Source organism: Denitrobacterium detoxificans, from assembly GCF_015062615.1.
Lineage (GTDB): Bacteria > Actinomycetota > Coriobacteriia > Coriobacteriales > Eggerthellaceae > Denitrobacterium > Denitrobacterium detoxificans_A.
The window spans coordinates 50,259-73,242 of record NZ_SUUH01000002.1 but is presented as its reverse complement, the minus strand read 5'-3'; the positions used below and the strand labels follow the sequence as shown (position 1 = coordinate 73,242).

1 protein-coding gene is annotated in these 22,984 nt (G+C 59.2%); it reads right to left on the bottom strand.

The window, feature by feature from the left end:
- Positions 1-783: 783 nt before the first annotated feature.
- Positions 784-22,317, bottom strand: a complete 21,534-nt coding sequence (locus tag E7002_RS03190; RefSeq protein ID WP_303727466.1) for an LPXTG cell wall anchor domain-containing protein — start codon at positions 22,315-22,317, stop codon at positions 784-786.
- Positions 22,318-22,984 lie beyond the last annotated feature (667 nt).

The window sequence follows — 22,984 nt, the reverse complement described above, 5'->3', positions numbered from 1 at the left end:
CGCAAGGCACCCCATACAATTTGTTCGTGCCCATAATCGATACCTCCGATATACGAGCTGACCCCATAACGGTCCCCAATATGACTCCGCAATCGCAGGCGCCCAAACCCGCAACCGCAGTCGCGTACGCGACCTCGACATCGCCGCCCTAAAGCGATGCCGTGGATATTCCGTGGTTCATTTAAATTGATAGTGGAATAGAACCATTTTATATAATATGACACCTTCACGCTACCCTTTAAACCGCCGCTGATACATTAGCGGTTTAAAAACCTACCCAATTCCACGGACATGCCAGGCACCCAAAAGCGCCCGACACAACGCATTGCGCAGGTTAGGCTCGCCGACGCATCGGCGGTCCTGGCCTAGGCAATGTGTGCGGGAAACGGCCCCACAACGGAAAGAGGCAAAACGGCTACGCCACTTCCCCAGCCCCACGCGGACACCCCATCCGCACCTTTGCAACGAGCAGTAACGCACGTCGCAGAAACTGGGCAGACAGGCGGGGAAAAGGGGGCTGCACGTCTCCCCGCCTGTCGAATGCCCTATGCTCCAAGGCCAGCCAAAACCGCAAAGCCAGCCTCCAGCATCGTCACCGTGCGGGGCCGATACGTAAGACACGCATGCGTCTCTTACGGCTCCCGCCCCGCCGGGCAAATGAGCCCGGCGGGTGGTTTCGGCCCCGGTGTAAACCTTCATGCGCCATACGCCGCCACGCGATGGGCGCCTCTGCCTCGGCGCGACGCGCACAAGCGTACGCGCCACGCCGCTTTACCTCATTCGCTACCGCATGCTCTTCATGCCGTAGTGATGCACGCGCGGCTTCGCGGCCACCGTGCCCGCGGACGCACATGCCGCTTCGCCCGCAAGATCGGCAAACGAGTCAGTCTCACATGCCGCCATATGCGGCGCCACGGGGGCATCGGCCTCGTAGCCCGCGCTGAGCATGGCGCGGAAGCGATCGGTCTCGTCGGCAGCGCGCTTGCCGCCAGCAGCCGCAGCGCTCATGCGATCAGCTATGCGTTCCGCAGCCGCGCTGATGCGATCGGCCAAACCCGCAGCGGGATTGGCTACGCCAACGGGACGCGCCACGGAATCGGCCGTCATCCGCTTCGCCTGAGCCTTGCGCTCAGCCGCGCGCTCGCGCGCATCACGCAGGGAATCCCTACGCTCACGCACGGCTTCCGCCATGCGGGCAGCGCGCTCCTTCGCGCCCTGGACGACTTCGCCCATGGCCTCCGACGCGCCATCCAGCGGATTGGGCATCGTCTGAGGCTTGGCTACCGCTGCGCCCGCTGCGGCCGTGGGGGTAGGGGTACCCCCACCAACGGCGAATATAGCGCCCGGCCCCTTCGGGCTGGCCCCGTTACCAGAGCCGCCCGGAGTAGTGGGGTCGTCATCATCCTCGCGACGACGCTTGGCCGCTGCCAGCGCCATGAGGCCCATGGCCGCCAGCATTGCGATGATGAACGGATACGTGGTTTCCTCGTCACCCGTCTTCGGCAGGTGGTTGCCGCGACCACCGTAGGTAGTTACGACCGTCGTCGTGGTGGTAGTGGTTTCCTCGCCGCCCTTCGTACCGGTGTACTTGAAGATCGGGGTCAGAGTGGTCTCACCCCAAATCGGGATCTTCGTGTAATCCGGATCGTAGGTGGTATAGGTATGCTTCTCGCCCGTTTCGGGATCGATCCATTCCACAACCCAGCCCGTGGGCTCGTAGCCGCCTTCCGGCGTAACCGTGATCCAGCCTTCAGGGATGTACGTGCCGTACGGCAGCGGATCGTCGCCGCCAATCACCGTGCCACCCGTGGGCGGGTTCTCAGTGCCAACCGAATACTTCTTGGGAGCCCAGTGCGCATACAGGGTGGTTTCGCCCTGCGGCATCGTGACGCCCTCTTCCAGCCAGTAATCCGGCGTGGACGGGTAATCGGCATCGCTCGGGTCATGAGGCTCCTTATCCCAGCCGATGATCTCGAAGCCAGCGGTGGTCAGGATAGAGCCCTTCTCGCCCGTGCCATCCGACAGGTTCACGCTGGAACCCCACGGGGCTACGGTATCGGGCACCGGGCCGTTGTAGACCTTCTGCTTCTCGGTGGTACCCGGCTTCAGCGGCGGATTCTCATCGTAGTGGATGATGCCGTCGTCGTTCTTCTCGAAGTTAGCCGTGTACACAGCCGTGATATACAGGCTGGAGTTCGTGCCAACACCAGGCAGGATAGCCGTCTCGGTAGAGTACTCCGCACCATTGGCAATGGTGGTTGCCTGGGTGGTCATGCCACCGCTCTGGGTAATCATGCCATCGGGCACCGTGCCGCCATTTGCTTCCATGGTCGGGCTCAGCTCCAGCTGCTCGCTGCCCACTGGACGCTGCGGCTGCACGAACTGCACATCATCGGCAGCATCGTCGGCGAGCGCATCGGAGATCTCGTAGTTGACGGTCCAGTTCACGAAATGCCAGCCAGGCAGGGCCACGGCCTGCGCGCCCTCCATGCTATTACCGGTATACGTGAGAGCGCTCTGCGTGTTGTCGTACTCTTCGCCATCCACCGCAGTGATGAACTCTTCGCGCTGCAGGACGCTGGCATCGCTGGCAGTTTCGCTCTTGTTGAAGCGGATCATGCCACCGTAGGAGCCAGCACCCGTGCCATCGCTATCGCCGTTTACGCGGTAAATGATGTGCGAGCGCTTCTGAGCCCACTGAGCGTACAGGGTGGTGTAACCGCGGTACTCGCCGTTGTTGTCCAGCTTCACCGTAGTCGAGCTGGAAAGCGGGTCTACCTTCACCCAATTGCCATCGGCGTCCTGCTCATACGTCAGATCGCCATACTGGTTGGTATCGTCGGCGTTGCTCACGGTCAAGCCATTAACGGTGCCGGTGCCGTCTGCAGCGGTATTCCAACCGATGAAGTCGAAGCCGTCGCGTTCGGGCGTGACGTAGGTGTCCACCCAGCTATCAACGTGATCGACACTCGTCCAACTCTGTACCGTCTGGTCGGGAACGGTAGTGGCGCCATTGGTGCCCGGCGTGTAACCAGGGTTCACGCTCGAGGGAACCACCGCAGAGCCCTTGGCCAGGTTCACCGGGTCGTCGGCATTGCCGTTGTATTCGACGATGTAGTTCGTGTTCTCCTTCCAGTAGCGCACGAAGTGCGGCTCGGCGGCAGTGCTGGAAAGCGTTACGCCATCATTGATTCCCAGCGTGCCGTAGCTGCTCGTGGGCGTAATGCCCGTCTTGTAGCCGCTCTCGTCGAACGTATCGCCTGCGTAGGTGTAGCCCGCGAAGCTCGGCAGCGTGGTGGCATATGCCGTGGTGCCTTCCACCATGCGGCGGGTCACCAGGTAGCCGTCGGCTTCAGCCGTAGCGGCATTGTAGCTGTCCACATACGTGGTGCCGTTGTAGTTGAGCAGATGATACTCGTCGTAAACGGGGATCAGCTTCAGCCACTTGGCGTATACGTGCACTTCGTTGTTCGCGTCGTCAACCGCCAGGTCACCATAGGTTGCGGTGGTGGCCACGTTGGTGGTCATGGTTCCCGCATTGGTATCCGTCAGGTTGGACGGATTGAAGTCGTAGCGGTCGAACTGACGCGTGGTTCCGTCGGTCGGCGTGTAGGTAGCGTACACCGGCGTATCCCAGTTGACCGTTTCCGTATGAGTGGCCACAGGCGTGGGAGTGTCGGCATCCACGTCGTAGTACACCAGTGTGTAGGTCTTAGGCGTCCAGTGCGCAACCAGGGTGATGCTGCTCGGGTCGGCGTTCGGGTTGTCCGGGTAGGCAATGCCAACCAGGTCCTCATAGGTCATGCCAATGGTGGCATAGACCGGGTCGCCGTTCGCGTCGACCGAAAGCGTGCCATCGCCCAGCTTCACCTGCCAGCCATCGAACGTATAGCCAGCCTTGGTGGGAACATCCACCGCGCAGGCATTCTTGCCATCGGCGAACTTGTCGTTCGTCCAGGCCACGTTGCTGATGGTCTGGCTGGGCTGGTCATACGTCCAGCCGTAGTTCATCACATACGCGGGCAGGTCGGCACCGTCGGTATCGCCGTCATCGTAAATGACCTGGTAGTCGTTACGCTCCTGCCAACGCGCGTGCAGCGTAAGGACGTTGGGCGTGCTATCCGGCAGGTTCATCTTCTGGAAGGTATAGGTGTTCAGCGCCTCTTCCCAGAACGTCGGATCATCGTATACTTCGTCATCAGTCATGGTGCTCGGCGTAAGCTGCGTCTGGTAATCCCAGCGCATGAACGTGTAGCCGGGACGCACCGTGCTCGCGCTCGGCAGCAGATTCGTGTCCGTAAGGGCCAGAACTGCCTTGCGGTTCAGCGGCGTGCCGCCATGCGTGTTGTATTCCACGAAGTACGTGCCATAGGCATCCCACTGTGCCGTGAAGGTAGTGGGGCCAAGAATGGCCAGGTCATCGACCTCGTATACCCAGCCGGTAACCGGCGTGGTGGCAATGGAGCCATCAGCCTGAACCGGGTACATCTCGTAGCTCCACGGATACGGAGACTTGGGAACGATTTCCGCCGGGTTGTTGGAAACGGCGTTCACGATGGTCTTGTCGGCCGTGTCGTTGTACTTCACGGTCTGAACGTTCACGTACGGATTGCTCGTATCGATGTAGCCGCCCGTAGCGCTCACGAAGTTGACCTGGTACTCGTTGGGCTCGAAGTTGGCCACGTAGGTCACGCCATCCACGAACACACCGTCAGCGTTATGCGTAGGCGTGATCTTGTTGGTGTTTGCATCCACGGTACCCAGCAGCGTGCCGCCATCCTTCATGGTCCAATTCACGAAGTGGTAACCCGTATTGGCCGTGGGGGTAGACCCCAGCACGTTTGTATCCGTGGAGATGACCGTCTCACTCGTGGGCAGGACCGAACCGAACAGCGGATCGTTGGGCTCGTACTTGATGGTTACGGGTACGGGCTCCCACACTGCGATGAGCTTGGCGTTATGGCCGGGCATCGTAAACGTGCCACCCGACGGGTAGATACTGCCACTCTCGTCGCCATCGAGCTTCCAGCCTGCCAGCTGGTAGCCATCCTTCTCGGCCGTGGCAGTAGCATTATTGGGAATGCCCACATGCGTGCCCGTAGTGTACTCGCCCGACGGGTCGGTGGAACCCGTAGTCCAGCTGCCGCCATTGGTATCGAAGACAAGCGTCTGCTTGGTGGGCGTCCACTGCGCCGTGAACGTGACGCTGCTATTGGTGAACGGCGTGCTCACGTTCGTCTTGGACGTGCCGGTAATGGTGCCGGTGTCGCCCGTATCCAGGTTCTCCCATACCCATCCGGTGAACAGGTAGCCCTCGATGTGCGCAGGCACGTACATGCCGATGTCACTCTGCCATACCGTCTCAGCGCCGTACTGGTAGTCGGTGCCGTTTACGCTGAAGGGCGAAGGCACGGCCACGTAGCGCGTAGCACCGGAAAGCGTGGAGCTATCGGTAGCGCTATAGGCCTTCGAGACGTCGGTCCAATCGCCAACCGTCTCGCCATTCACACCCGTGCCGCGCAGATAGGAGATGATCTGCTTCTGTACCAGCACTGCGGTGAAGGTAATCGGGCCGGTTACCTGGATGCTCTCGGGATCCATAGTGGTGCCCGTGATGCCCGCATCGGGAGCGCCAATGTCAGCGCCAGTGTACTCGTACTCCCACATGACCACATAGCGCGTGGGATCGGGATTCACCACGGTAATCGGGTCATTGGCGGTGCCGTCGTAGTTGGCGTCGCTCAGGCTCGGATACAGGTCGGTGGGCACGTACTGCGTGTAGGTCGTGCCGGTCATGGAGGCGCCATTTACCTGCACCTCGGGCGTGGGGCTAATGGGCCCCGACACCGAAGGATCGATCTTGACGTCCTTGTTGTAGGTGACGGGCTGCTTTTCGCGCGTCCACTTGCCCGTTACCACCACATTGCCCTTGGGCATGGTGAACGAGGTGTGGGAAGCGTTCCACGCGTCGTTGGGCAGGGTGAGCGCCGAGCTCGTGCCCGCCGGGGTGTAATCCACGGTCACGTGAGTGTAATCCCAGCCGTCGAACGTCCAGCCAAACACCGTTGCCGGAGTATCGGTGCGCAGGGTATGCGTACCACCCGGAGCCACGGACTGGATGGGGTTCGTAATGGTGGGCGCAGGGCTCGGGCATTCGTCCGGGTCGCTGCTGAACTGATAGGTAACGGTGAACGGGCTGGTCTCGTAGTAGAGCTTCAGAACCGTCGTGCCGTCGCCCGCCACGGTTGCACTGGCAATGGTGCCGGTAACGCCCGTGTTCAGCATATAGCCGTCGGCGAGGTAGCGATTCACGTCATCGGGGCTGCTGGTGGAATAGGTCACCGTGCTACCCGTGGTGGCGGTACGCGTTTCGGTCTCGTCGGGCACGGCCGCATAGGTGCCATCGGGCAGCTGCTTGTAGAACTGCACCGTGTAGTTCACGTCAGCCGCCTCGGTGAGGGCCGTGTAGGTGGCGCTTACCCACCCGCCATTCAGATTGCCAACGCTGGCCATCTTCGACAGGTCAATCGTCCAACTACCGTCAGCGTTCTCGGTAAGAATGCCAGACGGGTTGTTGTCGCTGCTGGTGCCAACCGTGTAGGTTTCCTCGCTGGCAGCACCCACGACCGTGGCCTTCCAGCCAACGATCTTGTAGCCGGTAAGAGGCATTGCGGTTACGGGGGACAGACCCGCGCCGGTGGCCCCGCCAACCAGCTGGGTAACGCCGCTCACGGCCGTGCCGCTTGCCGTAGCCCCATCGTAGAGCTGGGCATGCGAGGTATCGTCCACCGCGTAGTTGATAGGCGTGGTGACTTCCTTCCACTTCGCGTAGATGGTCACCGTACCGCCATCGGCGATGGCGGCAGCACCGGAGCCGGCATCGACGGCCTTCAGGGCTTCGGCAAGATCGCCATAGCTCATCGTGGCGCCACTCGTAAGCTGGCTACCCGTCTGGTAGTCGCTCGTGAGCCACCAGCCATCGAAGGTGTAGCCGCTGCGTTCGACGTCGTAGTCGCCCGGAACCAGCGTGTAGCCAGCTGCAGTGGCGTTGTCGGTCCACTTCAGGGGCGTTTCATCGGTACCCAGGAACTGGTTGCCAGCCACCGCGGCGATGGAGCCACCCTTCAGGTCGTACTTCACCGTGTAGTTGCTGTTCTCAATCCACTTGGCGTACAGATCGTAGCTCGTGGTGGTGTACTTGCCGGTGCCGGAGCCCTTCAGGGCAGCCTGCAGGTCGGCCAGCTGCTTTACCGTCCACGTGCTCTTGTTGGCGTTGTAGCCATAGATTGCCGGGTAGTTGAAGGCAACGGAGCCATTGCCCGCGAACCAGCCGTCGAACGTGTAACCGTCACGCGTGGGGCCAACATCGTAGGAGGCGCCAATGTACGTATCGGTATTCCAGTCCAGGCCGGTCTTCTGCGTCACGTCGCCCACGGGCGTGCTCACGGTGTTCTGCGGGTAGCTGTAGCGGCCCGCAGGATCGCTGCCGGTGTTCAGGTTGTAATTGACGGTGTATTCCATCTCCTTGTACACCACGCGAGCTTCCAACGTGCGCGTGCCGCTGTAGAGCGTGCTTGCCAGAGCGCTCTGGATGGCCGAATCGTTGTACGCCACCACGCCACTGCTGGGCACGTACGTATCGGTGCCAGCGTAGGTGCCGGAGCCATCGAACGTAAAGTCGAAGCTGCCATCAGCATCGGTGTCGATGACCCAGCCGTCAGGCGTAAAGCCATCGTAGGTGACGAAGCTGGTGCTCGGCGAGGTAATGTCCACATTGGATGCAGCCGAGATCTTCTTTTCGGCACGATTCGCGTCGCCCACGGGCTTCGGGTCGGTACCCGGAGCCACCTGGTAGTTCACGCTCCAGCCGGTCTTCGTCCACTTCGCGTACAGGTACACGTAGCTCTTGTCAGACTGCGCATTGTAGGCAGCGTAGTTGTCATCGCTCGCGGCAATTTCCTGGATGGTCTTGTCCCACTTGCCGCTGGTGTCAGCGTCTTCGATCTTCACGCCGTTGCCGTCCTTGGCGGTGTACCAACCCTCGAAGGTATACGTGCTGGTATCGGTACCCACCGTCTTGCTCGGAATCGTGGTATTAGCCGAAGGATTCTCGGTCCACTTGAAGTACTGATCGGTGGCATGGACCACGTCGCTCGCACCCGTCGTATCGGCCGGGTCGTAGTCGGCAATGTAGCGGACCTTGTAATTGTCCACTTCGCTCCACACGGCATACAAGGTAACCTCAGCCGGGCCGTTGTAGTTCGTCAGTTCGCCATGCGTACCCGTGTTGTAGCTCACCAGGCCGCCCGTGGCCGCCAGATTCGCATCGGGCGCGCTCGCAAGCGGGTTCTTCGACCAGCCCAGGAACGTGTAACCATTCACACTGTAAGTATTCGTATTCAGGTCTTCGGGGGTACCCCATGCGAAGTCCTGATCGGGGCAGCTACCCGAGTAGATGCTCGTGCCCGTAGGCAGGTTCGGGTCGAACTTCACCGTGTAATCGGCAAGTTCGTAGACCTCGATAAGCCTAAACGGACGCGCAGGAATGGTATACGCATTACCATCAGATCCGGCGACGCTCGTAAGCGCACTCGTAACGGTCGTATTCAGCGTCTCACCCGCAGTATTCACCGCAACCTGCAGGGTAGTATTACCCGGCGCGACGAGAATCGGCTTTCCGGAAGAATCGCATACGGCGCCCTGCGCATTTGCGTTCGGATCGGTCGGATTGTATTCCGCCCAGCCCTTAAACTTGTACGTATGCCCAGAAAGCGTCTTGTCGGCACGACTACGATAGATATTCTGATCGCTTGCATAAGGCCCATAATTGGTGGGCGTGGCGTACACTTCAGCGCCCGTGCCCGTGGAATCCAGCAGGTTCGCGCCATCCTCGTTGTAGTACACAACATAGTAGCCTTCGCCTGGCGTCGTGTTGTAGCTCCAGTTCACGTACAGGGTAACGTCTTCCTTGGCAACCGACTCGTCCACCCCAGGCGTAGCAGCGGAATCCTGAACGCTCTTAAACACGGGGTCGGAGCCAACGGTTACGGTGATGCCGTTGTTCCACAGACCCTTATACGAGCCCGTAGCGCCCGATCCACTGGCGGAGTCGCTCCACTGCAGGAAGTCATAGTTATACGAGATAGGGGTAGTTAAGGGATTGTCGGGATTCCTTCCGGGGGGATTCCAGAAATCGAACAAATTCCTACCATTGCTATCGGTCTCGACGTTTCCAAAACTATCGTAGTCGTAAATATACGGCAAGGTCAACGTATCGCCATACTCATACGTGGGCAGCGGCGTCTCGTACTGCCACACGCCCGTCGTGCTATACGTAGCCGTGGTAGTAGTGCATGCACCCTTGTCGCCCATGTTGCGATCGAGCGTCAGCGTGTACTGGCGGTTCTTATAGATGGCGTACAGCGTGGTGTCCTCCGTGGGAAGCGTAAAGGAGCTGCTGGCGCCCACCTGAATGGTGCCGGTGCCATTGGCGTTGCTCGCCCACTTGTCGAACTCACGCGCGTACGGGGGTACCACACCATGGGTGTTCGTACCAGGGCTCGGCGTGAACGTGTCATCGTCCATGGAGGTGCCGGAGCCGCTGCCATACGTGTACGTCTGCGTATACGACGTCTGGCCGGCAGGCGTCTCGCCGTTGTTGGCATTGCCCGAGCCGCCATTGCACACGTACGTGATGGTAATGGCCTTGCCCACCCACTTGGCCTTCAGCGTAGCGTCGCTGCCCGGCATGGTGAACGTATCGTTCGTGGTGTCAGTGTCGTTGGTGCTGTAGACGGTTACCGTGCCCGTGCTCGGGTCGGTGTATTCCCAGCCACCAAACGTGTAGCCATCGGGAATGTCGGTCGACAGGATGGTAGGCACCGTATCAACCGCACCAGTGGCCACGTTATTCTTCACCACGTCGGGCGTGGTGGAAATATCGTAATCATACGTGAGCGTATGCTCGCTCGCCTTGATTACGGGGCGGAACGTGGTATTGCCGCGGATGGCAATGGTGCTCGGGTCGGTGGTTTCGCCCGTGATGGTCTTGGTGTCGGCATGCCACGTCTCGGCAGCAGTGGCCAAGCCGCTCTGGCTCGCGTCGCCCACCTGAATGGTGTAGCTCCACTTGCCGCCATCCTGCTCGTAGCCTGCGGCAACGCTCGTCACCTCGTAGTTTGCGGTGCTACCCGTCATGGCCACGGGGTATCCGTTGTAGGCAACGGTCTGCGTGGTGGCAGCGCCACCCACGGTGGCATAGCCAGCCACATCGGGCAGGAATTCGACGGTATAGTTCTTCGGCACGAAGTGAGCACTCAGCGTATCGGTCTTGTAAGCCTGGACGGTCGCACCCGTAGCCGGATCGGTGGTAACCGTTACCTTCTGCGGGATAACGCTCTGGGCGCCCGTAACCAAGCCGGAAGCGGTAGACCAGCCATCGGCCTCAAGGTCCTTGGAAGGCTCGTTCGCGCTCGTCCACTTCTCGAACTCGTAACCATAGTTCGGCAGTGCGTAGGCACCCGTGGGGCTGGTGGGGGCTACCCCATCGTTGTGCACCGTTTCGGGGTTGCTCACGCTCGCCAGATTCATGGCAACCGTGCCGCGGCCAGAGCTTGCGGAATCCACGATGTACGTGTACGTAGCATCAGCGGGCTCCCATACGGCCTTCAGCTTCATGCCGCCATACAGCATGGTGATGACCTCGGTAGTGGTGTAGGTCTTCGCGGCCGCAGGAGCCGCGCCATTCTCCTCAACCAGCTCCCAACCGGCCAGCTTGAAGCCAGAACGCGTGGCGACAGGCTGAGCGCTCAGACTATTGCCCACGCCATCGTTCCAGGTGACCTTCGTATCACCCGTACCGCGCGTAAGCGTGGCGGAGGAGGAAACGGCCGTGCCGTCACTGGTGATGGTGCCGCCATTGGCATCGAATTCGGCATCGAACTTCTCGGCCTCGTACACGGAATCAAGCGTGAAGTTGCCAAGTACGTTCATGCTGTACAGATCAGACATGGTGATGATCTCGTACTTCTTGGTACCCGCAGCAACCTCGGCAGCCGTACCGCCATCGGGGTCAAGGGCCCATGTGGTGTAGTAGTACGGATCGGGGGTAACCGGGGCATAGTTGGAATCCACGCGATCGGTGTTGGTCACATGCCAGCCAACGAACGTGTAGCCAGTCAGGTGCTTCGGCGTGGTTTCGGTAGACGAAGCACTGCCCGTTACGCTCGTGCCCGGATACGGGATGGTATCGGAAACACGCAGGTTCTGGTACACCTTCGCAGGCGTGAAGTCATCGCCCGGGTTGTCGTTGTTGTACGTTACGGTGAAGATCTCGTTGAAGTTCGCCGTGAACAGGGTGTCTTGCAGAATCACCGCATCAGCACTGGTGGTCGGGTCGGTGGAGTACTTGCTGCCACCATCGTAGCCCGTCCACGTCCACGTGGTGAACGCGAAGTTGCTCACACCCGTGTCGCCCGTAGCAGACACCGTCTGGCCGCCCACGTTCACGCCACCAATGGTGGAGCCAGCGTCCAGCACCAGCGTGGGCTTATCGAACGCACGCACGGTTTCCTGGTATACCACGGTGCCAGACGACGCATTTGCCGTACCAGCCGTCAGATAGCCGTTCGTACCAGCAACGTAGGTCACCACGAACGGATGGCGCACCAGCTCCAGACGCAGGGTTACGTCGCGGTCGGGCATCGTGAAGGTGCTCAGGCCGGCTACGTTACCCAACGTGGTGGCACCGGTATCGGTGTCAACCCACACCAGAGCGGTGCCCGTGGGCAGGTCGTAATACGGATCGATGTCAGCCTCGGCAGGCATATCAAGCGCCGTTACGGTCTGACCCGCGCGATAGGTATTAGTACCGGAAATGCCGCCCGCATCCACCGGGGCAACCGGATTGGTAATGCCCGCAAGCGTACCCAAGTTGCCGTACTCGTAGGTAACCGTATGGGTATTGCGCTTGTAGTACACCTTGAACGTGGTGCCGGAACCAGCCAGCGTCTTCGTCCAGTCGGCATTCTGGGCCGTATCGAGCGCATACTCACTCGTAACGAATGCCGATTTCGTATACTCGGTGGTATTGCTCGCCACGGGCGCAACCGTGTAGCTCGTAGCCGTCTTCAGGGACGTAGAGCCATCGCTCTCGTACGCAATAGCAACCGTGTTCGTGGGCGAGCTCTGATACGTGCCATCGGCCTGCATCAGGTATTCCTCTACCACCACACCCGTGGCGGCTGCAGGCTCCCAAATGGCGTACAGGTCGGTATTGGCAGTAATCGTACGCGCCGTGTTGATATACGCCGTATCGGCCACGCCAGACGCACTGTACGTGGGATTCGTAGCGCTTGCATTCGTATCCCAGCCCTTGAAGACATAGCCAGGACGCGTCATGGTAATGCCAACGGCAGTGCCAGTGCTCTCGTCGTACAGACCATACGTAGTGTTGTTGCTACCGTTGTGCACGTCCATGGTGTACGAGCCAGAGCTTTCGTTCTTCGTGATGTTCTCGCTGAATACCACGTCGGTTCCGCCACCGGCAATGATGTCGGAAACGGTCTGCGCCGTGGCCGTGCCCACCTGAATCTTGGCGTCATTGGCATTCGCGTGGTAGTTCACGGCAAGCTCGTCGCTCCAGATAGCCGTCAGCGTAAACGTGGTGCCGTCGGTAATACGCCACGTGGGGCTGGCCGCCTGGATGATAGAGGCAAGCGTAGCGCCCGTGATGGTCTGGGTAGCCCCACCCACCTGTACGTTCGCGGTGGTGCCAGCCGTGCCCAGCGACACGTTCCAACCAGCAAAGCTCTTGCCGGCGGCAGCACCCGCTGCGGTCAGCGGAGCAGGAATCGTATCCAGGGTAATACCCGTGGTGTAACCGATGTCGGTAATGCTGTCGATGTTGTAAGTCTCGGTGCCAGGCGTATTCGTGGCATTGTAGATTTCATTGCCCACTGCCGGCGTGTACGCAATAGCGCCCGAGGAGAACTGGATGTTGTACTCAACGGGTTTCCACACCGCATAGAACGTATTGCCCGAGCTGGTGCTGTCATCGGAAGGATCGGGCTGGATGGTGTACACATCGTTCACCGCGTAGTCCATGACCTCGCCCGAAGCGCTCACGTGGCTAGGATCGCCAAATGCGGCGATATACGCGTCGGTCAGATCGCCAATGTTCGTCTTCGTCCAGCCAACGAACACGCGGCCCGCATGGGTGCTGTCGGTCTCCCAAGTTGCCGCACCCGTGGTTGCCTTGTCGAGCACATTGTAGCTTGCGCCCGTCACAATGGCTGAGCCGTTGTCGGTATACGTGTTCGCCGTATTCAGCGAGTCGATATACGTGATGTCGAGCGTCTTGGGGGTGTACTTAGCGTACAGCTTGATAGCACCGCCCGTGCTGCCCACGCCCGTGGTACCCAGATTGATGATGTCTTCAACCGTAGTCGTAGCATGCGGCTTCGAGGCATCGGTGATCTTGGTCGTCGTGTAATCAGCAGAGTTATACCAGCCATCGAACGTGTAGCCAGGCTTGGAAACGCCGTTGGTGTACACGGTGCTCGTGATGGAGTTAGCGAAGATCTTATCGGTATACGTAAGGTCGCGGTCGAAGCCAGAACCCTGCGTCACGCCTTCCGCGGTGCCCAGCTGCGTCCACGTAGTGGAGCTGCTGTTGGGGGAATCCGGGACGCGGTACTCAACGCTGAACTTCAGCTGCTTGGTAACCGTGGTGAACGTGATGTCAGCCGACTGATTACCCGTTCCACGTCCAAACGTAATCTTGGCAAGCACCGCGGCCCACTGCGAGGTGGCAGAAGCGCTCGAGGGATCGTACGCAGCCTTCGCGGTAGAGGCGCCCATCAGGTTGATGAAGTTCTGCTCTGCCGTGCTGGTGGTCGTGTCGTCGCCGTCGCTGGTGGCATACGTCGTGCCATCGGAGGTCGTCCACGTCCAACCAACGAACTGGTAGCCCGAACCGGCCTTGGGCACGGCATTCGTCATGCCGGCGCCCGTAGTAGTGGTGCTCCAGTCGGGAATCTGGGCGGTACCCAGCGTAGTGCCGCTGGAAATGCCCGTATACTCGGCGGTTTCGCTTGCCGTAAACGGCGCGCCACCCGAAGACCACGAATACGCGCTCGTATTGTCGATGGCGTACGTGACCTTGTACTCCTTCAGCTTCCACGTAGCGTAGAACGTGGTATCGCCATTGATGGTCACATCGGTGGGGCTCTTGCCGTTCATGGAAGTAGCCGAAGTCGCCGTGGTCGGCGTGCTGTCGCCGGGGAACGTCACCGAACCCACGAACGTCCAGCTGTCGATTTCGTAGTCGTTCGTAAGGTCCTGACTGGTATCGCCATACGAGGCCATAGTGGGGGTACCACCCTGCGAAACCTTTTCGGTATCGCTATAGGGGCTCGTGGTCTTCACGGTAACGCCCGTAGTATCGGCCGGATCAGCCGTGTACGTAATGGTGTACTGCTGGAAGGCCCATTCACCCGTCAGGTTTACCGCACGCGCAGGCATGAGCTGGATGTAGTTATCGGTGGTAACGGTTACCTTATCGGTGGTAGCCGTATCGCTCCAGCCACTGAAGTAGTATGCGCCAGAGTTGTAGCCCGAGCTCAGGGGCAAGCCACCCGTGCCCGGAGGCGTAGACGTGCCGCTGTAGTTCACGTTACCGCCATTGGCAGTACCCGCGGCAAACTGAGCGCCCCAACGCGCCTTGTCGGTGTAGCCATTCACCGTAGGCATCGGGTCGGCCGCAACGCCAGTAGCCAACGTAGTCGTAAACGTGATGTCGAACGTGGGACGCGTATACGGCACGCAGATGACAGAGGTGCCATCACCCGTGATGCCGCCTACCGTAGCACCGCCATCCACCACAGAGGGCGTGCCCATGGTCCACAGGCTCGTAGGAGCCACGCTGCCAGCCGCCGTCTTGTCGTCGGCCGTAATGTTCGCAGCCTTCGTCCAGGAGGACGCCGCAGAAGCCGTGGCAGCCGACGCGTCGGAAGAATCCTTGGCCTGGGCCTTCGCGCCCGTCAGGCTCACCGGCTGGAAGGCATAGCCATCGGCGTAGTACTTGCTTGCGCCATTGGTAGCATACGCGCTTGCGCCATCGGTGGTATCTACGACACCCGCATCGGCCGTGCCGTCATTAGCGCCGGGGTTAGCAACATCCATGGGAGCCGCCGTGCCGTCGGCGCTCTGGTAGTAACGCACGATCTGGTACTGCACGGGAACCAGGTCGAACCAGACCTCCACGACGTTCGTGGACGTAGTCGCGGTAATCACGGGCGTCACGAACGAGGTGGGATGCGAACCATCCGGGAACGTAATCTTGTTGTTGGTACGCGGATCCGCATAGCCATCAGGCATCGAAGGAGTCGTGCTCGTAAAGTCCGCATCACTCAGCGTGTTGTCGAAATACGAGCTAGTGTTCCAGCCGCTCGTGCCGAACTCGGCGTTCTGAATGGCGCGTGCCTGAGCAAACGCCTCGTCGCCAATCTTCATCTGCGTACCCACGGTACCGTTGTTGTACGTCTGCGAGCTGTCCTTGTAGGTAAGGTTGCCAGCAGCATCGGCCACCTGCACATGCACCTTCACCGTGTAGTCGATGGTGCTGGAGGGGCCATAGTACGCGGTGAACTTCGTGGGAGCCGTGATCGGCACGGAAGTGGGGCTTACCGGAGTGGAGCCCGACTTGCCCAAGCTCGTCTCGGCAGACCACGTAGTTCCGTCAAACGTGCTGACGGTCCAATGGTCAATGGCGTAGCCGCCATTCGACGTGCTAGTAACCAGACCGGTCATGGTCGGGTTGCCGTTGTGATCGACCAGCTCGCTCGTAGTACCGCTCACGCTGGCCGTGGTGGTGTCGCTCGGGTCAACGAGCGTCGCATCCATAGTGGCCGCGTAATCAACCTGGTATTCGGTAATCTTCCAGGTACCGGTAATCACCAGGTTCTTCGCGGGAACCGTGTACGTATTCACGGGAGAGGCGGCCGTACCATCCGTAACCGTGGTAGGCGTCGTGGAATCATTGGTGCTCCAACCCACGAACGTGTAGCTGTACGAAGTGCCGCCCACCGTACCCGTGGCAACGTCGCCCACGATGGGCACGCCCACGTAGCTACCGGCACCGCTACTATCAGCGATGTTCATGGTCTTACCAAAGGCCAGGCCCGTAGCGTCAAGGGTATCCACGTCCATGGTGGTACCGGCATTGGCATTGGAGCCGCCAATGGTGAAGGAGCCATAGTTGCCCGTAAGGGCGGTAATGCTGTCGCCGCTATCGCCCGCATACGTGAAGTCCACGTTGTAGGAGTCATGCGACCAGATGGGTACGATGGTGCAGCTCGTGGGGCTGCCCACGTACACCTTCCAGGGGTCGGCACTCGTTCCCGAACCCTCGATGCGCGTGTTCAGCGGCGTGGTGCCGTCGGCGGCTACGCGAGCGCTGTCGCCCAACTGCGTGGCATTCTCCATGAACTCGAAGCCCACGAGCGTGTAGCCCGTACGCGTAAGCTCAGAAGGCGTGGGCAGGTTGTACCACGTATCAGGCTGCACCGTGGTAGGCGTAGGCGTAGCCGCAAGCGTGGCAGTCAGTGCCGTGTAGCTAGAAGCCACGGCGATGGTAGATTCGTTATTCGCCAGCGGGTTGCCCTGCTGGTCGTTACCACTCGTAGAACCCCACGGAGAGAGCGTGACGCTCTGGTCGACGGGCTTCCACAGAGCCGTCAGGTCGCGATTGGCGCTACCGTCGGGCAGAGTGGCCGACCAGGTATACCCCGTGGGGGTACCCCCGGGTACGTAACCCGCACTGTTGGTAATGTAATTCGTAGTCCCCTGCGGCCACGTCCAACCCAGGAACGTGTAACCCGTCAGGTAATCGCCCGCATCAGGCGTGTTATCGGTATCATACAGGGGCATATCGGCCGCCACCGTGCTGGGGTCAACCGAATGCGTATGGCTCGTCTCGTTCCACAGGCCAACGGTCACCGTAGTGCCCGTCTTGCCGTTGGAGGAATCGGACGGGTTGGCATAATCGCCGCGTACGTACTTCACCTGGTTGCCATTGCCAAAGGCGGCATACAGGTTCACGGTAGCTACGCTGCCGGAAACCGTACCGCCACTCGTGAACGTGAAGTTCGTGGTGTTCAGCGCCTTGGGCAAGGAAATGGTGGTCACCGTACCCGCGGCCGTCTGATCGGCATTGATCCAGCCCTGGAAGAAGTACGGGCTGCCAGCGTTCACGGTAATGGCATCGTCAACGTCGTTGGTGCCATCCGTCTTGATGACGTTCTCGCCATACTTCATCGTCTGCGTGGTCAGGCCCGCAATGCTGCTGAAGGTAGCGTTCGACGAGCCCAGCGTGGAGTTCTGGAACACAACGTCGATGTTATCGCGATACCAATAGCCCTTGATGACGGTATCGGCCGTGATGGTCACCTGATGATTCGAGGCGACGTTGCTAGCCAGAATTACCGTGTCCGTGCCATTCTGCGTGACCTTCCAGCCCAGGAAGTGCACATAGTTGGTGCCACTAACGCCACCCGGCAGGCCAGCGGGAATCGTTTCCGTACCCGCGCTCAACGTGGTGCCCGTGCTGTTGTAGTACGGCAGCTCGATGGTGGTTCCCACCGTTACCGTGCCCGACTGGTTGGTAGGCAGCGGACGGTCGGTCGTGGTCACGAACGTGGTATTCGTGGCCAGATCGGCAAGCGAGGTATTCGTGCTGTCGGTATCAACCCAGTTGTACGTAATGCTCAGGCCGCTCGGGCGGTCGTAGTACAGGTTGATTACGTTGTTGCTGGGGTTGCCCGAAACAACGTCGGTGATGGTAAGCCCAGGATTGGCTGCGACAAAGTCAGCGTACGTGTTGAAGCTCGTACCCGCTGCAGCGCCATCGCTCTGAGCGCCGTAGCTCATGTACGTGGGGTTGGTAATCGAACTAAACGCCGAGGTATCGGCGGCAGGCTCGCCAGAGGGACGCGTCACAGAAAGACCGGCGGTCACCATATCGCTGTAGGTTACCGTGCTACCCACCGTAGCGGTGGAGATGGCCACGGGGGCACCCTCCGCCGTGTACGTGGGCGTAGCACCGATGCCCGTGGGGGCATCCTGGTAGTAGCGCTGCACGTAATACGTCACGGCACCAGCCGTGTAGTTCTCGCGGAACCAGGTATCCTGCGTAATGGTCTGACTACCCGGAGCCACGAACGCGCCTCCCGAGGTACCCAGGTTCGTCCAGTTCGTGCCGTCAGTCGACATATCCCAACCATTCTGGTCGAGCGTCTGGCCCGCCGTGGGCGTGTACGCAACCGCAGTATCGCTATACGTGCTGCCGTCAGCCGTGCTGGTAAACGTGGTCAGCGGCTGGTCATAGTAGCCTTCGTACGTGAGTGCCGCGGGAAGCGTGCAGTTCACGCCTGCCGTGGGGAACGTAACCGTGTACTTCTTCAGCTCGGGAACGAACACGAAGTCCTTCTTCGTGTCGGTCACCGTAACCTGAACGCCCGGCGTGGACGTATCCTCGTCGGTTACGGCAACCCACGTGCCGCCGTTGTTCACGTACCACGTACCCGTGGGGGTAGAAGTCGTGGACGGCTTGTACGTCTTGTCGTTGTTGCTGGTGGTGTTGGGGGTATACCCCGGCAGAGTCACCTGCGTACCAGCCTCAGCGGAACCCGAAGTAGAGCCCAGGGTACCAGTGCCCGTGAAGTCATTGGTGCCACGCGCGTCGGAACCACCCGAACCGTCAGCGCCCGTGGTAGATCCAGACAGGCCATAAGAAGTGGTTACGGGAATCTTCTCGAACACGGCGATAAACTTGGTGTAAGCCGTGATGGTTTCACCCGTAGGATCGCCAGAAATGGCAGTAGGCGTGCTCCACGAACCCGTGGGGCTCGTACGCGTGCTCTTGTACCAACCCTTGAACTGCCAGTTCGAGGCAGGCGTCGTTGTGTAGGAAATCGTGCCACTGGTGTAGTGGCTCGTGTCGTGCAGACCACTATCGTGCTGCTCGCCGTAGTATTCCTCACTCGTGAAGGTACCTGCCTGGTCGGTAATCGTCGAGGTAGTCAGCGAGGTATCCGTGGTGTCGATACGATCGGTAATCGTCACACTGTTGCCCGGGTTGGAGCTAGTGGTCTCGGTAATCGTCGTGCTACCACCCGACATCGTACCTACCGCATAGGTAATCGCACGCGTTACGGGGATCCACGTATAGGTCGCCGTCACGTCCTGCGCGGGCATGGTGAAGCCCGTAGCGGAATACGTAGTGGTGTCGGCGCCCTTCACCGTAGGCGCATTGCCCGTGGCGGTGTTGGCGCCTTCCCACTCAGGATCAGCGGCGGAGGTATTCGAAGGAGTGCTCTTGTTGATGGGCGTGGGGAATGCCGCAATGGTCTGGCCCACGCGCTTCGTGCCACCCAGGGCAGTCAAGCTGCTAGGCACCGTGCCAACTTCCTTCAGGACCGGCGATTCGGTGCTTGCATACTCCACGTTCAGCGTGTACGTATTCAACGTATAGTAGACATGGACCACGTTGCTGGTAGTCGTGGCGCTGGAAAGCGTTACCGTCACATCGGTATCCGTAGCGGAAAGCCCCATCATAGTCTTCTGGAGATTGGCATTACCCGTATTGTTGGTAATACCGCAGTCGGAAGAGCCCGTGTAATTCGCAACAGCGTATCCACTCGGCAGGCCCGTCGTGCCAGCAGCGGGAAGCGCCAGTTCGGCAGCCGTCAACGTAATGGTGTCGCCCACGGAGCCCGTCTGAGCACCCGTTTCGGTTACGGTGCTGGAGCTATAGGCGGCAGCAACGGCGTTGCTGGTGGTACCCGTGGGATAATCGGCCAACTCGAAGTGCTTCACGATGGTGTAGCCAATGTTCGTGAGCGCCGGCAGCGACACCTCGATGGTGATATTACCCGTCGCATTCTTCACGATATCGCGAATTGCGTCACCCGCGTTGGCAGTGGTAACGGTGGTGCCATCCACAGTTACCGTACCCTGGGTAGTGCCACCCCAAGATATGGTGTAGGTGGGGGTAGTATCATCATACCCACTGGTAGCCGTAATAGTAGGCGTAGTAAGCGTAGAGGTCGCATCCCCCGCCAACCACGAAGTGCTACCACCACTCAAACTCGTCACGCCCGTGCCAGCGGTCCAACTGATGGGATAGTACGAGTTGAACGTTGCCGTATACGTAACGTCAGAAGTAACAACGGTATCGATAATGGGCGCAGTCGAGCCGTCGCCCGTAAGCGTAGTGGCCGTAGACAGCTGCGAAGAGCCCTGATACCAACCCGTGAAGGCGGCATTGGTACCGGCGGTAGCCGTAAGGGTAGAAACCTCATCGTTATTGCTTGCACCGTTGGGCTGATACAGCTTCTCACCGTCGCGCACGGTAAACGTAAGCGTGGTTTTGCCCGTATCGGAAACAGCGGAACCCGAGGAATCCAGGCCCGTGTATCCAATGGTACCGTTACCAGAGACGATGATGGTCACCGTATGCGTAGCAACGAACTTCGGGCGCATCTTGGTATTCACGACCATTGTATGCGTCCAGGGATCATCCGTGGCGTCGGCCCAGCCGGTCCAGCCACCCGAGCCGTCATCCTCAGTGTATTCCCAACCATCCTGCACGTAGCCAGTACCCGCAACAACGGGAATGGAGGAGGTAGAAGGAATACTTCCACCCGAATCCACCGTAAACGTAAGAGGCGCACCCGTTACAGTGCCCTGTGACGTATTAGCGGGATTCTCGATGGTGAGCGTATACGTATTGATCGTATAGTAAGGGCTAATGGTAATGTCGCCCGTAGGAACGAGGGCGAGCAGCTGCGAATCGGTATAAACCGTAGCCGTGTTGCCGTCTACAATCCAACCGGCAAGCGCATAGTCGTCACTCGAAGAAGCAGGATTGCTGGCGGTAATGCTCGACAGAGCCGTACTAATAGCCGAACCCTGGTCTACGGCAAACGTGCCACCAATCCCCACCGTTCCACCAGCAGACTTCGATGCCGTCACCGTGGGGGTACCCGCCAGCGTTCCCTTATCGGGAACCGCATTGCCGATGGTCACCGTATACGTGGCAGCAGCCGGCTGCTCTTCATAGTACGCATAGATCGTCGTATTCGCGGTAAACGTGTTATCCGTAATGTCGGTATCCAGGGTTGCCGTGGTAGAACCCACCTTCCAACCCTTGAATTCGTAATTCTTTCCATTCAGCACGACCACATCGCCGATGCTGGGGGTAGCCCCCGTAAGCGACGTGCCCTTTTCCAGGCTCATGGTGTTCGTGCCATTAACGGTAGCGGTATTGCTAGTGCCATCTTTGTCCAGGCCGGTGATAGTGGCGGTAGAAGCCGCTTCCGCAGTCGTATCGCCATCGTCGGTAAGACCGCTAAGCGTAAGAGTTACATTGGTAGCGCCATCGGAATGTTCGCCATTCTCGATAAGGATAAGGCTGCCATCGGAATCGATAGACTGCGAATCAACCTTATCGCCATTGACGTACATGTTTCCGCTGGCGTCACCGGTAATGACCATTTCGCCAGATGTGGAAGAGGTACCCTCGAGGTAACCGGTGGGGGTACCCGCAGAATCCCCCGCCTTATAGAACGTCCAGCCATCCGCATTGTCGCCAAAGTCGAGGGAGGAAAGCTGAGAGTCGTCAATGGGCAGTACGTGGCCATACGCATCGTCTTCAACATTAGACGCCATCGTCGAATTGGTGGAGAAAGGATTCATTATCGTCACAGTCGTCGGAGACGAAGATCCATCTTTGTATTCAACGCTAATCGTCGGATACAAAGTAAATCCACCAGGATCGAAATCATCTTCGGACTTGTTACTAAAGTTCTTCTTATACTCGCCATCAACGTCGCGATACGCCGCGTCATCAAACGGAGACGTAACAGTTCCGCCATTCATAATGTCGTACAGATGATTGTGAGTAGAGTCGAACGGATACAGCCTCGAAGTGTTGCCATTAGTAATGTTGTACCAAGAGCCCCACCTTACCGCAGGCAATTTATAGGCATATTGCTCAGCAGAATCGCTCGGCCACGCTTCACTCAAATAGGCTGTGAAATCATTCTCATTACGATCGCCAGCAGCCGTATAACGACCAAATTCTTCATACTCCTCGAAGTAAGGGACCTCATCCCCATAGACCATGCCTTGAACGGTAAACAACTGACCGTCATTAACATCATTGAAAATGACCTGATAGCTACCACACGGATCCCAGGTTGCAACAAGATGACCCCAGTCAGACACCCCATCGCCGAACGCCGACGGGTCACCCATATTCCCGTTAAAGTACTGAGAGCCATTTGCGGACGGACCCCAGTCTTTGTTCTGTCGCTTCTCAGCATCAGAAACAGTAGTGTCATCCGGGATATACAACGAACCAGTATAGAGATAGCCAACAACCCACCAAGGCGAAGCTTGATAGCCGTCAATATTGCCATCTCCATCAGGGTCCTGAGAAAATGCCCCTACGGTATACGGCCATTCAATAGAATCGTACGTCGAAACAGCAATCGGAGAAGAACTGCCTGATGAATAAGTGTAAGGATCGCCAGTATTATCATCATAGTCAGTCCAACTCGGAAACTTAAATACCTTTGCATAATCGCCCGCTCCAGGATCAAGGGGGGTCGATGCGTAATCGGTTGAGTCATCCGAATTACACGCCCACCAACCATCCTGATACACATAGATGGTTACCATGCCATCCGAAGAATCTCCCTGGGGGATAAGGGAGGCACCATTTTCATCGCTCTGCGCCGAGAGACCAGACTTGGCGCTGGAGGAGGTACCCTCCCCCGTCGTGGCAGAGTCATCATCGTCAGAGTCTGCGCTCGCATTCAGACCCTGGGTGCTAGACCCCCCATTCTTGCCAGAAGACGAAGAATCCGCTGAGTCCTTGCTTCCTGACTCAGCGGATTCATCCGTCGCATTCGCTCCCGTA